The organism is Lentzea sp. NEAU-D7 (genome assembly GCF_026242055.1).
GTDB lineage: Bacteria > Actinomycetota > Actinomycetes > Mycobacteriales > Pseudonocardiaceae > Lentzea.
On the sequence record NZ_JAPJDL010000020.1, the window covers coordinates 113,785 to 126,974 of the forward strand.

The 13,190-nt window shown below is 69.5% G+C and carries 12 protein-coding genes and 1 riboswitch; of the genes, 5 read left to right on the top strand and 7 right to left on the bottom strand.

Going from position 1 to position 13,190, the window contains the following annotated elements:
• Positions 1 to 78 precede the first annotated feature (78 nt).
• Positions 79 to 591, top strand: a complete 513-nt coding sequence (locus tag ORI60_RS33320) for a TetR/AcrR family transcriptional regulator (protein ID WP_266042048.1) — start codon at positions 79 to 81, stop codon at positions 589 to 591.
• Here the strand turns inward: ORI60_RS33320 and thiD are convergent.
• From thiD to ORI60_RS33335, 3 genes are all read right to left on the bottom strand, one after another.
• A complete protein-coding gene (gene thiD, locus ORI60_RS33325; RefSeq protein WP_266041972.1) occupies positions 534 to 1,349 on the bottom strand; it encodes a bifunctional hydroxymethylpyrimidine kinase/phosphomethylpyrimidine kinase in 816 nt (271 codons plus the stop codon). The genes ORI60_RS33320 and thiD overlap by 58 nt on opposite strands.
• Positions 1,346 to 2,986 (bottom strand): phosphomethylpyrimidine synthase ThiC, encoded by a 1,641-nt coding sequence (gene thiC, locus ORI60_RS33330; RefSeq protein WP_266041973.1) that lies wholly within the window; start codon positions 2,984 to 2,986, stop codon positions 1,346 to 1,348. Before thiC ends, thiD begins: the two co-directional genes overlap by 4 nt.
• Positions 2,976 to 3,100: riboswitch (TPP riboswitch) on the bottom strand. (Overlaps the previous gene by 11 nt.)
• 709 nt (positions 3,101 to 3,809) lie before the next feature.
• Positions 3,810 to 4,502 (bottom strand): LysE family translocator, encoded by a 693-nt coding sequence (locus tag ORI60_RS33335; RefSeq protein WP_266041974.1) that lies wholly within the window; start codon positions 4,500 to 4,502, stop codon positions 3,810 to 3,812.
• On the opposite strand from ORI60_RS33335, the gene ORI60_RS33340 reads away from it, so the two are divergent.
• On the top strand, positions 4,501 to 5,445 hold the full coding sequence (locus ORI60_RS33340; protein WP_266041975.1) for an aldo/keto reductase: 945 nt from the start codon (positions 4,501 to 4,503) through the stop codon (positions 5,443 to 5,445). The two genes, ORI60_RS33335 and ORI60_RS33340, sit on opposite strands and share 2 nt — an antisense overlap.
• Here the strand turns inward: ORI60_RS33340 and ORI60_RS33345 are convergent.
• Positions 5,442 to 6,023 (bottom strand): peptide deformylase, encoded by a 582-nt coding sequence (locus tag ORI60_RS33345; RefSeq protein ID WP_266041976.1) that lies wholly within the window; start codon positions 6,021 to 6,023, stop codon positions 5,442 to 5,444. The two genes, ORI60_RS33340 and ORI60_RS33345, sit on opposite strands and share 4 nt — an antisense overlap.
• Positions 6,024 to 6,131: 108 nt before the next feature.
• Between ORI60_RS33345 and ORI60_RS33350 the strand changes: the two genes are divergently transcribed.
• Together ORI60_RS33350 and ORI60_RS33355 are read left to right on the top strand one after the other, a co-directional pair.
• Positions 6,132 to 6,410, top strand: a complete 279-nt coding sequence (locus ORI60_RS33350; protein WP_089910320.1) for a DUF3263 domain-containing protein — start codon at positions 6,132 to 6,134, stop codon at positions 6,408 to 6,410.
• A complete protein-coding gene (locus ORI60_RS33355; RefSeq protein WP_266041977.1) occupies positions 6,410 to 7,024 on the top strand; it encodes a LytR C-terminal domain-containing protein in 615 nt (204 codons plus the stop codon). The genes ORI60_RS33350 and ORI60_RS33355 overlap by 1 nt, the downstream gene beginning before the upstream one ends.
• Before the next feature lie 444 nt (positions 7,025 to 7,468).
• Here the strand turns inward: ORI60_RS33355 and ORI60_RS33360 are convergent, their stop codons facing one another.
• A complete protein-coding gene (locus ORI60_RS33360) occupies positions 7,469 to 9,631 on the bottom strand; it encodes an AAA family ATPase (protein WP_266041978.1) in 2,163 nt (720 codons plus the stop codon).
• Between the two features lie 113 nt (positions 9,632 to 9,744).
• On the opposite strand from ORI60_RS33360, the gene ORI60_RS33365 reads away from it, so the two are divergent.
• Positions 9,745 to 11,358, top strand: coding sequence for a LamG domain-containing protein (locus ORI60_RS33365; protein ID WP_266041979.1), 1,614 nt, complete (start codon positions 9,745 to 9,747; stop codon positions 11,356 to 11,358).
• Positions 11,359 to 11,424: 66 nt separating this feature from the next.
• Here ORI60_RS33365 and pssA read toward each other — a convergent pair whose 3' ends face one another.
• Positions 11,425 to 12,393, bottom strand: coding sequence for a CDP-diacylglycerol--serine O-phosphatidyltransferase (gene pssA, locus ORI60_RS33370; RefSeq protein WP_266041980.1), 969 nt, complete (start codon positions 12,391 to 12,393; stop codon positions 11,425 to 11,427).
• Positions 12,393 to 13,088 (bottom strand): phosphatidylserine decarboxylase, encoded by a 696-nt coding sequence (locus ORI60_RS33375; RefSeq protein ID WP_089908648.1) that lies wholly within the window; start codon positions 13,086 to 13,088, stop codon positions 12,393 to 12,395. The genes pssA and ORI60_RS33375 overlap by 1 nt, the downstream gene beginning before the upstream one ends.
• Between the last annotated feature and the right edge of the window lie 102 nt (positions 13,089 to 13,190).

Here is a 13,190-nt window from a genome sequence, read left to right on the forward strand (position 1 = left end):
AATGACGGCGGCTAGTCTTTTTCCATCGTCGGGATCAAGGGGCAGGTTCAACAGCGCGGCGTCGAGCGACGCCGCGAGATCGTCGATGCCGCGATGGACCTGTTCGGCGTCAACGGATACGCGGGCACCGGCGTCGCCGCCATCGCGAAGAAGGCCGGTGTGACGCCCTCCGCGGTGATCCACCACTTCGGGTCCAAGGAGAACCTGCTCAAGGCGGTCCTGGACGAGTTCGACGCGCGGGCGGCCGCGAGGGTCGCCGGCAGCGACCTGGTCCAGGCGTTGCTCGAAGACGCCGAACACACCATGGCGCACAAGGGTTTGGCGACGCTGCACACGGTGCTGCAGGCCGAGCACCTGGCGCGCGACGACGACGTCACGCACCGGTTCCGCGCCCGCAACCGCCTGCTCCGCGGCCGCTTCGCCGCGGAACTGGGCGAAGCGGCCGCGACCGAGCTGATCGCGTTCCTCGAAGGCGCGCTGACGGTCTGGCTGCTCGATCCCGAGACGACCGACCTGAGGGCGATGTACGCCCGCTACCTGTCGAGGCTCCAGAACGGCGACACCGGGCCGACGCCTGCACCCAACGGGTAGGCGGCGGCCACCGAGCGGACGATGAAGTCCTTGCCGAACCGCACGGCCTCGGGCACCGAAGCACCGCGAGCGAGCGCCGCGCTGATCGACGACGCGAGCGTGTCGCCACTGCCGTGCGTGTTCTGGGTGTCGTAGCGCGGGCCGGGCAGTTCGATGAACTCACGGCCGTCGTAGAGCAGGTCGAGGCACTCCGGGTCGTCCCACATGTGGCCGCCCTTCACGAGCACCCACTCCGGGCCCAGGGCGTGCAGCGCCTCCGCCGCCACGCGCTGGTCCACGCGGTCCTTCACCTCGATGCCGGTGATCAGCCGCACCTCGTCGAGGTTCGGCGTCACCAGCGTCGCGCGCGGGAACAGCAGGCCGCGCAACGCGTCCAGGGCGTTGTCGGCGAGGAGCTGGTTGCCGTGCATGGACGCCGAGACCGGGTCGACGACGAACGGGGTCCTCCCCGAACCGATGCCGACGCGGTCCAGCGCCGGCGCGACGGCCTCGATGATCGCCGCCGAGGCGAGCATGCCGGTCTTCGCGGCCTGCACGCCGATGTCCTCGGCGACCGAGAGGATCTGCGCCGCCACCGTCTCGGCCGGGATCTCCGAGACCCCCGTGACGCCAAGCGAGTTCTGGACCGTCACGGCCGTCAGCGCGACGCAGCCGTGCACTCCGCACGCGAAGAGCGTGCGGAGGTCGGCCTGGATGCCCGCACCACCGCCGGAATCGCTTCCGGCGATGGTGAGGACCCTGGGGGGTGGCTCGGTCACGAAGTCTCCACGACCGGGAGGTAGACCTTCTTGCCCGTGTCGGCGAACTCGTCGGACTTCTCCGCCATGCCCGCCTCGATCGCCTCCACTGTGGACAGTCCGCGTTCCTCGGCGTAGCGCCGCACGTCCTGCGTGATCTTCATGGAGCAGAACTTCGGCCCGCACATCGAGCAGAAGTGCGCCGTCTTCGCCGGTTCCGCGGGGAGCGTCTCGTCGTGGAACGAGCGCGCGGTGTCCGGGTCGAGCGACAGGTTGAACTGGTCCTCCCAGCGGAACTCGAAACGCGCCTTCGACAGCGCGTCGTCCCAGTCCTGGACGCCGGGGTGGCCCTTGGCGAGGTCCGCGCTGTGCGCCGCGATCTTGTACGTGATCACGCCGGTCTTCACGTCGTCGCGGTTCGGCAGGCCGAGGTGCTCCTTCGGCGTGACGTAGCAGAGCATCGCGGTGCCCAGCCAGCCGATCTGCGCCGCGCCGATCGCGGACGTGATGTGGTCGTACGCCGGCGCGATGTCCGTGGCCAGCGGCCCGAGGGTGTAGAACGGCGCCTCGCCGCACCACTCCTCCTCGAGCCGGACGTTCTCGGCGATCTTGTGCATCGGCACGTGGCCGGGGCCCTCGATCATGACCTGGACGTCCTTGGCCCGCGCGATGTGCGTGAGCTCGCCGAGGGTCTTCAGCTCGGCGAACTGCGCCGCGTCGTTGGCGTCCGCGATGGAACCCGGCCGCAGGCCGTCACCCAGCGAGAACGTCACGTCGTAGGTGCGCAGGATGTCGCAGAGCTCCTCGAAGTGCGTGTAGAGGAAGCTCTCCTTGTGGTGCGCGAGGCACCACGCGGCCATGATCGAACCGCCGCGCGAGACGATGCCCGTGACGCGCTTGGCCGTCAGCGGCACGTACCGCAGCAGCACGCCCGCGTGCACGGTCATGTAGTCGACGCCCTGCTCGCACTGCTCGATCACGGTGTCGCGGTAGACCTCCCACGACAGCGCGGCCGGGTCGCCGTTGACCTTCTCCAGGGCCTGGTAGATCGGCACGGTGCCGATCGGCACGGGCGAGTTGCGCAGGATCCACTCGCGCGTCTCGTGGATCCGCTTGCCGGTGGACAGGTCCATGATCGTGTCGGCACCCCAGCGGGACGCCCACACCATCTTCTCGACCTCGTCCTCGATCGACGACGACACCGCGGAGTTGCCGATGTTGGCGTTGATCTTCACGAGGAACTTCTTGCCGATGATCATCGGCTCGGCCTCGGGGTGCTTGCGGTTCAACGGGATGACCGCACGCCCGATGGCCACCTCCTGGCGGACGAACTCCGCGTCGAGGTTCTCCCGCGTCGCGACGTAGCGCATCTCCGGGGTGATGATCCCGGCCTTCGCGTACGCGAGCTGGCTGACAGCTCCGTTGATCGGTTCCCGTTCGGCGATCCACCCCGACCTCAGGTCAGGGAGTCCACTGTGGACGTCGATGGTCGCGTTGTCGTCGGTATACGGACCGGAAGTGTCGTACAGATCGACATGTTCGCCGTTGGTCAGTTCCACCCTGCGGAAAGGCACACCATCGCGGTACACCTTCCGAGACCCCGAGATCGGGCCGGTGGTCACACTGGGCTTGACCGAACGGTCGTCAAGTGCCGTCACGACATTCCTCCCTACGCCGGCATTACCCGGTCAGGTTCAGGCGGTCGGTGACACCGGCTGCACAGCCAGTCACCCTCTCAGCCCGCTCAGGCGCGAGCTCCCGCGTTGTGTTGAGTTGTCGAGAACCGACCATAGTCAGAGCGCGCCGCAGCTGCCAAGGGCGTCGTTTGCCCCTAATCTCTTCCTCGTGGCTGATCACCAGCCGTTCCCGCCCGGCGCGCGTCGCGGTCAGCGCCCCGCCGTGGTCTCGGCATGCCCTTCCTGCGGTGAGCTCGCAGGCCGGGGCTACCCCGACTGCGGCTTCTGCGCCGAGCTGCTCGACCAGTTCTGGCTCGCGGACTGGGAGGCGCTGCGCACGTCGTCCCAGCTGGCGGACCGCGAGCTGGCCGAGCTGGTCACCTCCGCGGACGTCGGCCAGTACCCCTGGACCTGCGTCGACTGGGCGATGACGCTGCTGGCGTGCTCGCGCTGCGGTGCCGAACTGGGCACCGGACCGGTCGAGTGCGTCCGGTGCGCCGTCACCGAGGAGCGCCGGTGGAACTGGGACCACGCGGCGCACCCGTACACGATGAGCGCGAACGAGCACCTGCTCCGCGTCGCCCGCGCGGCCCTGCGCGCACCCCACCGGCGTCGTCCGGCCGTCGTGCAGGCCTGGCAGCTGGTGCTGCCGTTCCTGATCGCCGGTGAGGTGATCGAGTTCGGCCGCCTGGACCGGATCCGCGCGCACGTGCTGGCCGGCGGCTACGCGTCGATGGCGGCCTGCCACACCTTCGGTGAGCTGGCCGGGCTGCCCGAGCTCTTCTGGCGCCGGGGCGACCCGATCTCAACGCGGGTCGAGTACCAGCCGGATTCCGAGCGCCAGCAGCACGCCGCCCGACAGCTTCTCGAGCGCGGGGCGGACGCGCGGCCGGCTGAGCCAGCCCCTGATCGTGTGCAGGATCGAGACGATGATCAGGTACCAGACGGTGTCGATCACCACCCAGCCGACGGCGAGGAAGAGCAGAACCCCCTGGCCGGCCTGCCCGGCAGGCACGAACTGCGGTAGGAACGAGATCGCGAACACGCCGAGCTTCGGGTTGGCCAGGTTCACGATCAGGCCGCTGCGGAACGCGTGGCTGGCGGGCGGCGGCGCGGCGTCGGGCAGGCTCTTGCTGATCAGGGCCTTGACGCCCAGGTAGATCAGGAAGGCCGCCCCCGCGATCCGGAGTGCGTGGAAGGCGATCTCGGACGCCGTGAGCAGCACGCTCAGGCCCAGGGCGGCGGCCACGGCCCAGCAGGCGACGCCGACCTCCATGCCGAACACCGTCGCCAGCGCGGCCTTTCGCCCGTGCACCGACTGTCGCAGGACCATGGCGGTGCCAGGTCCGGGCGACAGCGCGATGAGGAACGAGGCCGCGACGAAGGCGACGATGTTTTCGATGGGCATGCGTTGATGGTCGCCGGTGCCCGCAATTTCTTTTTGCTGGAAGCGGAGGGTTGACCTGGAGCGCGCTCCAGGATGTTCGCTGATCGCCATGACCTTGGAACTGGGGAAGCTGGGTTTCGGCACGTGGGCCATGGGTGGGCCGTTCTCGGGCCCGGACGGGCTGCCGGTCGGCTGGGGACCGGCTGACGACGGCGAGTCGGTCAAGGCGCTGCGGCGGGCGGTGGAGCTGGGCGTGACGCTGTTCGACACGGCGGACGTCTACGGCTGCGGGCACGCGGAGACCGTCGTGGGGCAAGCGCTTGCGGACGTGCGTGACCAGGTGCTGATCGCCACGAAGTGGGGCTGCGGGTTCGACGCGGCTACGAAGCGGATGACCGGCAACGAGGGTTCGGTCGAGTACCTGCGCCGCGCCGTCGAGGGGTCGCTGCGGCGGCTGGGGACCGACCGGATCGACCTCTACCAGCTGCACGTGGGCGACCTGGGGCTGGAGGAGGCGGCGCTGCTGCGCGACGAGTGCGAGGCGCTGGTCGCCTCCGGCAAGATCCGTGCCTACGGGTGGAGCACCGACGACGTCGAACGGGCGCGGTTCTTCTGCGAGGGCGAGCACGGGATCGCGGCGCAGGCCGACATCAACCTGCTGTTCGACAACCCCGCGATGTACGCGGGGGACTACGCGGTGCTCTGCCGCAGGCCGCTGGCGATGGGGCTGCTCGCGCGGGAGACGTTCCCGCAGCTGCCCGCGGACGACGTGCGCGTCACGAACCCGTCCTGGCTGCGGTTCTTCGTCGACGGGAAGCCGTCGCCTTCGTACTTCGCGGCTCGTGAGGCCGTTCGGGACGTGCTGACTTCGGGCGGGCGGACGCTGGTGCAGGGTGCGCTGGCGTGGTTCTGGGCGCGCTCTCCCCGACTGGTGCCGATCCCGGGCGTGCGGACCGTGGCGCAGGTCGAGGAGAACGCGGGTGCGCTGGCGTTCGGTGCGCTGAGCGCGGACGAGCTGGCGCAGGTGGAGTCGGTGCTCCGGCCCCAGTCCTAGTCCTCGTCGTCCTCGTCGAAGTTCGCGGGGTCGGACGGGTCCCAGGAGAGGCCCGGCTTGTTCCACTCGTTGTCGCGCAGCATCCGCTTGGCCTCCTTCCGGTACCGGCCGATCAGGCGGTCGGTGTAGAGGTAGCCGTTCAGGTGATCGGTCTCGTGCTGCAGGCAACGGGCGAAGAAGCCGGTGCCCTCGACCTCGAACGGCTGCCCGTCGAGGTCCTGGCCGGTCACCTTCGCCCACTGGGCGCGTCCGGTCGGGTACGCCTCGCCGGGCACGCTCAGGCAGCCCTCGAAGTCGTCGTCCGGATCCGGCATGGTCTCCGGGACCTCGGAGGTCTCGAGCGTGGGGTTCACGATCGCACCGCGGTGCTGGACACCCTCGTCGTCCGGGCAGTCGTAGACGAAGATCCGCAGGTCGACGCCGATCTGGTTGGCCGCGAGCCCCACTCCGCGAGCCGCTGCCATCGTCTCGAACATGTCGTCGGCGAGGGTCTTCAGCTCGGTGTCGAACTCGGTGACCTCGCGCGTCGGGTTGTGGAGCACGGGGTCGCCGGCGATGCGGATGCGGTGGACGGCCATGGCTGAACTTTATGCCGTCCAAAACTGTCGGTGTCGCGCGGTAGGTTGGAACGATCACGTGATTGAATTGCCCGCACCTGAGATGGTGTGGCTACCGTGGGGAGCCAGATGGATCACGCCGAGACGCTCACCTCCGCTGACGGGCTGACCAGCCGCGAACGCACGATGCTCGCGTTCGAGCGTCAGTGGTGGAAGTACTCGGGATCCAAGGAACAGGCCATCAGGGAACTGTTCGACATGTCCGCGACCCGCTACTACCAGCTGCTCAACGCGCTCGTCGAATCCGAAGCCGCCCTGGCCGCCGATCCGATGCTCGTCAAACGGCTGCGCGGTGTCCGGACAGGCCGCCAAAGGGTTCGCGCCCGCGCCAGGAGCACCGAGGACTGATGACCTCCCCCGAGTCCGCAAGCCCGTCCCGTCCGGCCAAGGCCGCCGGCTTCGCCCTGCTCGGCGTCGCCGCCGTCGCGTTGGTGATCGGCGTAGTGAGCCTCTTCAGCGGGGGGTCTTCCGACACACCCCCTGTCGCCGAGGGGTCTTCGACAGCGCCTCCCGCGGCCACCACATCCGAGCAGGCCTCTTCTGAGCAGCCGCCTGCGTCGTCCACCACGCCGTCGTCCGCTGCCGTGACCACCACGGGTTCGCCTACGGTGCCCACGTCTTCTGCTGCTGTGCCGCCTCCGCCGGTGACCCAGCCCGGGACGGCCAAGGCTCCGGTTCGGATCTACAACAACTCGACGATCACCGGGTTGGCGTCGAAGGCCTCTGATGAGGTTCGGGCCAACGGGTGGACGGTCGAGGGGACCGGCAACTACTCCGGTGGGACGATTCCCACTACCACCGTTTACTTCCGGCCTGGGACTGAGGAGGAGGCTTCTGCGAAGGAGCTTGCCTCGGTGCTGCGGGCTCGGGTCGAGCCCCGGTTCGACGGGATCCAGTCTTCTGCGCCTGGGATCATTTTGATCGTCACCAATGACTATCAGGGTGTTTCCAAGAGCAAGTAGGCGTGACTGTCAGACCTGCTGAGTAGGTTGAGTTGTAGGGGTCCCGGGTCAGGGGGACGCCTGCGTCAGCGTGCCGCGGCTTGGTGGGTGGTTGGGTTGCGGGCGGCGACCTTGGGTTGCGTGCTTTCCCTGGGGGCGCTGCCCCCAGACCCCCGGCAATCTGATCAGGGGGCCCACGCCTTGAGCAGGTAGATGGCACGCCTGTTGCGTTGGGCGGCTGCCGGTTGCTTCGTGGGTTGCGTTGGCGGTGGGGTCCCATCACAAGCCGCACCAAGAGCGGGCCACATGCGTGAGGGGGTGTCAACTCGACGAAAAGCGTGTCGAGTTGACACCCCCTCACGCATGCAGCAAGTGCTGTGGCGCGACTCGTGATGGGACCCCACCGCCCTTGCCTTATGGAAAGACGGCTCGCCTTCGGCATCGCTTGGGTGGGCGGCTTGCTTGTCAGGCCTTGCTTCGGTTTGCCGCGTATGCGGCCAGCGACACCAGCTGTGCTGGGTCCAGGGATGGGCGCACCACGGTGCGTGCCTTCGCCAGGTGGGCCTGCGTCACCTCTGCCGCCTCCAGGGATTCCCGCATTGCCGTCAGCGCTGCTTCCCTGACCAGGGCTGCGCAGTCCGCCGCCGAGTACATGTCCAGCTCGCCTGCCAGGGTGGGCAGGTCCACGTCCTCGGACAGCGGTGTGTTGCGGGACGAGGCCTTCAGGATTTCCGTGCGGGCCTCTGCGTCCGGTGGTGGCACGTAGACGAGGCGTTCCAGGCGGCCTGGGCGGAGCAGGGCCGGGTCGATCAGCTCTGGGCGGTTCGTCGCGGCGATCACCACCACGTCGCGGAGCGGTTCTACGCCGTCCAGTTCTGTCAGGAGGGCGGCTACCACCCGGTCTGCCACGCCTGAGTCTGATGACTGGCCTCGGCGTGGGGCCAGGGCGTCCACCTCGTCCAGGAAGATCAGGGCTGGTGCTGCGTCTGCCGCTCTGCGGAAGAGTTCTCGTACTGCTCGTTCCGACTCGCCCACGAACTTGTCCATCAGTTCGGCGCCCTTGACGGTCAGGACGTTCAGCTGGCCTGAGCCTGCCAGAGCTCGTACGAGGAACGTCTTGCCGCATCCCGGTGGGCCGTAGAGCAGGACGCCTCGTGGGGGTTCCACTCCCAGGCGGGCGAAGGAGTCCGGGTAGCGCAGGGGCCAGAGGGCTGCCTCGGTGAGGGCCTGCTTGACCTCCTTCATGTCGCCCACGTCGTCCAGGGTGAGGCCGCCGGTCTGGACCGTGTCCGAGGCCGACATGGAGATCGGGCGGACCGTGTTCAGGGCGCCCAGCAGGTCTTCCTGGCCCACTCGGGGTTCTGCCACCTCGCGTTGGCGCAGGGCTGCCCTGACCGCTGCCTCCCGGCGGAGGGCGCAGAGGTCCGCCGCCACGAAGCCCGGGGTGCGGGCCGCCACCTCGCCGAAGTCCACATCGGACTCCAACGGGACGTCGCGGAGCAGGACGCGCAGGAGTTCGGTTCGGCCCGCCGTGTCCGGGAGGGGGAGGGTCAGTTCGCGGTCGACCAGATCCGGGGCTCGCAGGCGGGCGTCCACGGACTCCGCCCTTGCCGAGGTGACCACCAGGGCGAGGTTCGGGCGGGAGATCGCCGTGCGGAGGATGTCCAGGACGACCGTCGCCACCGGGGGTGGGGTGGTGGGCAGCAGGGCGTCGATGTCGGTCAGGAGCAGGACCGTGGGCTGTTCCGGGACGCCCGCGATCGCGTCGCCCAGCTGTTTGGCCATCGCGCCCGGTTCCAGGACGGCGATGCTGGGGGCGGCCAGCTCCACGAGCGAGGCGTCCAGTTGACGGGCGACCGCGCGGACGAGCGTTGCCTTGCCCACGCCTTCCGGGCCGCTGACCATGGCCGCCAGGCGGGCCGAGGCGCCCAGCTTCGTGAGGAGGTCGGGCTGGCGGAACATCAGTTCCAGCCACTCGGTCAGGCGGCGGGCCTGGTCGCGCTGGCCCACCAGGTCGGCGACGGGGAGTGCCTCGTGCTTCTCCTGCACCACGACCGGGGTCACCTCGGCGGCGGGGGCCTGGGCGGAGCGCCAGCCCACGACGCTCGACGGCTGCACGGCCACCGGGCCCGCCGGGTCGGTCGAGGTGATGGTGATGAGCTCGTTGGTCCACGTCATGCCGATGGCGTTGGACAACTTGCGGCGCGTCTCCGAGACGTTCGCGCCGGGTGGCGGCGCGAGGTCCTGGGGGAGCAGCGAGACGTTGTCGCCGACGGTGAGGACCTTGCCGGTCAGCGCCATGCGCACGTGGTCTGGCGTGAGGGCCGTGGTGGCCAGGCGGGAGCCCGCGACGGTGATCGAGCGCGCGGCCGTCACCTGGACCGGGGCCACGACGATCTCGGAGCCCTCGACCACGCCCAGGTTGGTGAGCGTGACGTCGTCGACCAGGACGACGCCCGGCGGTTGTTCGCCCGCCGCGGCCAGGGCGGCGCTCACGCGGGCGCCGGTCAGCCTCACCGCGTCCCACGCGCGCAGGCCCAGGGCGTCGAGCACCTCCGGGTGGAGGCGGACTACGCCGCGCCGGGTGTCCAGTGCGGACGGGGACAGGCGAGCCGTCAGCGTGATCACGCCGACGACTCTAGTTGACCTGAACGGACTCTTCTGGAGTTGTCGGACCCGACCGCTACGGTGATCCTGAACCGGGCCAGGGCCCGGTCGTCACAGACCTGGGGGTCATCTTGATGCGCCACAAACCGGCGCGCGGCTTTCGCCTGCCCGCGCTCGTTCTCGCACTGGCCGTTTCGGCCGGTTTCGCCACACCTGCCGCCCACGCCGCCGAGGTGCCCGAGGCACCGCTGATCAGTTCCCGCACCTACCCGCCGGCACCGCATCCCGGTGGTGGTGTCGGTGTGGCGGGCGCGTTCGAGCTGCAGGCGAGCGACGTGGTGAAGTTCGTCTACTCGTTCAGCCACGACAGCGGTGAGGCTCTTGACCACGAGGTCACCGCCGATGCCGACGGCAAGGCGACGATCCACTGGACGCCGCGTGCCTCGGGCGTGCAGCAGCTGTTCGCCCGGTCGGTGAACAGCGCGGGGCAGCACTCCGCCCAGCAGCGGTACGAGTTCTTCGTGCTGCCGGGTGCGGGTGCGGTGGCGCACTGGGCGCTGGACTACACGTGGGTCGACACCAACGGGCGCAATCCGTTGACGTCCAACGGTTTCGTCGACGGCCACGCGCTCGGGCACGGAAACCGGGCCGTCGCCTTCGACGGGCAGCAGGACCACCTCAGCGGTGTGGCGCCGGTCGACACGTCGAAGAACTTCACCGTGTCCGCGTGGGCGAAGGTGGACGACGCTGCCCGTGCCCGAGGCATCGTCGCCCTCGACGACAGTGCGGGCCTGTACTACGACTCCGCGGCGGGGCGCTGGGCGTTCGGCATGACCGAGGCCGCGGACAAGACCGCTCCTCGCGTGGCGCTCTCGCGTGACGCGGCACTGGTCGGCGTCTGGACGCACCTGACCGGGACCTACGAGACCACCGGCAGGACCCTCGCGCTGCACGTCGACGGCGTCAAGCAGGCCGAGGTCACCGGTGTGGAGGGCTGGCAGGCGGCGCGGCTGCTGGTCGGCTGGAACGGCTGGAACAGCGCGAACCTCGACGGCGCCCGCACGGTCGACGAGGTCAGGGTGCACCAGCGGACGCTGAACGAGGCGGAGATCAGGAAGGTGGCGAGCGACGCCGGTCTGCGCAGCCACCACAAGCTCAACGGAGGCGGTGGCTTCACCCCGGACGAGGTCACCGGCACGTCCTCGGCGATCGGTCCCGGTGTCGAGTGGGAGGAGGACGGTGACGACAGGTCGTTGCGCTTCAACGGTGAGTCCTACGTGTCGTTGCGCGGCCCGCGCATCCGCACGGACCGCTCCTTCTCGGTTTCCGCATGGGCGAGGCTGGACCTCGATTCGCACGAGGACAACGCCCGCACGGTCGTGAGCCTGGTGCACGACAACACTTCGCTGCTCGACGTCAGGTACGGCGGAGCATCGAAGAAGTGGGAGTTCGTGATCGCCGGCACCACCGTGGCGACCGCTTATCGTGCAGAACTGCAGGAGTGGACGTACCTGACGGCCGTCCACGACAAGCTCAACTCCGAGATCCGGCTGTACTTCAACGGCGTGTACGTCACGAAGGCGCCGTTCACGGGCGGGTCGGCGGAGACGGAGTCCGATCTGGAGCTCGGCCGCCGCGCTTCCGCCGGTGGCGCGGACTCCTTCTGGAAGGGCGGCATCGACGACGTGCGCGTGTACGCCGGCGTGCTGTCGGAGGAGCAGATCCTGGCGCAGGCCGTCCGCGCCTGAGTCAGCGACGAAAAGCGGGCCGGACACCATGACGGTGTCCGGCCCGCAGTTCGTTCGAAGTGGTGATCAGCGCTTCGGCTGGCGCCTGAGTCCCAGCTGGCGCCACGAACGGCGGCGCCCGTTGGCGCTGGGCACCGCACCTTCCGCCGCGGCAGCGGTGGAAGCGTCACGCCGTGGCCTGCGCACCGCGCGCATGGCCGCACCGGCGACGCGGCCGTGCAACGGCTGACGCAGGCCGAGACGGCGTGCGGCGACACCGTGTGCGCGCTTGATGGCGCGGCGGTCCGCACCCGTGACGGTCCACGCCTCGGGGTGCTTGGACAGCCACATGTACCGGCGCACCGAGTAGGGCAGGTGCGCCAGGTAGATGACCATCGCGATGATCAGCGCCACCAACGGGTACGTGATGATCGCGGCCGCCAGCAGTCCGATGAGGACCAGCAGAGGCGCGACCGCGCGCGGCGGCACCTTCACGGTCTTCACGGACAGCGTCGGGATGCGCGACACCAGCAGCATCGCGACCACGACGGTCCACGCGCCGACGACGACGGGCGAGTTCCACCAGCCGTCGGTGCGCACCTGCTCCTCGATGATGAGCGGGAGCAGCAGCAACAGGCCGCCTGCCGGAGCGGGGACGCCGACGAAGAACTCCTTCGCGAACGGCGGTTGTTCCTTCTCCAGCAACGTGTTGAAGCGGGCCAGGCGGACCACCATGCAGACCGCGAAGATCAGCGCGATGACCCAGCCGGCGCGGCTGCCCTCGAACTTCCACAGGTAGATCGCGAGTGCGGGCGCGACGCCGAACGAGATGGCGTCGGCGAGCGAGTCGAGCTCCGCGCCCATCTTCGACGTCGCGTCCAGCAGGCGGGCGATGCGACCGTCCAGGCCGTCGAACACGGCGGCCGCCGCGATCGAGGCGATGGCCGCGCCCCACATGCCGACGTTCGCGAAGTGCACTGCGGACAGGCCCGAGCACATGGCCAGGACCGTGATCGCGTTCGGCAGGAGGCGAACGCCGGGCCCGCTGGGCGCCATCAGGCCTCCGGGAGTTCGGCGAGAACGGTCTCGCCGCCGATCGTGCGCTGGCCGGCCTCGACCAGGACACGGCTGCCCCGCGGGACGTAGAGGTCCACGCGCGAACCGAAGCGGATCAGGCCGTACGTCTGGCCGGCGGTGACCTTCTCGCCCTCGGCGACCTCGCACACGATGCGGCGCGCGACCAGGCCGGCGATCTGCACGACGACGAGGTCGTGGCCGTCGACGGTGCGCAGCCACACGGTGTTGCGCTCGTTCTCCTCGGAGGCCTTGTCGAGGTCGGCCGAGAGGAACTTGCCGGGGTGGTACGAGACCTGGACGACCTCGCCGTCGGCGGGCACGCGCTGCACGTGCACGTCGAAGACCGAGAGGAACACGCTCACGCGCGTCATCGGCTGGGAGCCGAGACCGAGCTCGGCGGGCGGGACGGCGTCGACCACGTGCGAGACGGTGCCGTCGGCCGGGGCCACGGCGAGGTTCGGACGGGTCGGCGTCACGCGCTTCGGCTCGCGGAAGAACCACGCCACCCACGCCGTGACCAGCGCGAGGACGACGCCCAGGCGCTTGAAGCGCAGCCGGACGAGGAGGGTCGCGATCGCCGCACCGGCGACGAACGGGCGCCCAGCCGGGTGCATCGGCGGCACCATGCCGCGCGCGAGTTCGAGGAAGTGTGAGACGGGCTTCTCGCTGCTCATCGTGTCTGTGGGTTCCGTAGCTTCCGTGGATTGTCGGGCGGCATCACGCTACGGCAACACGCCAAACCGCCCATCGGGCCTGCCGGAAAGACAAGTGGCCGG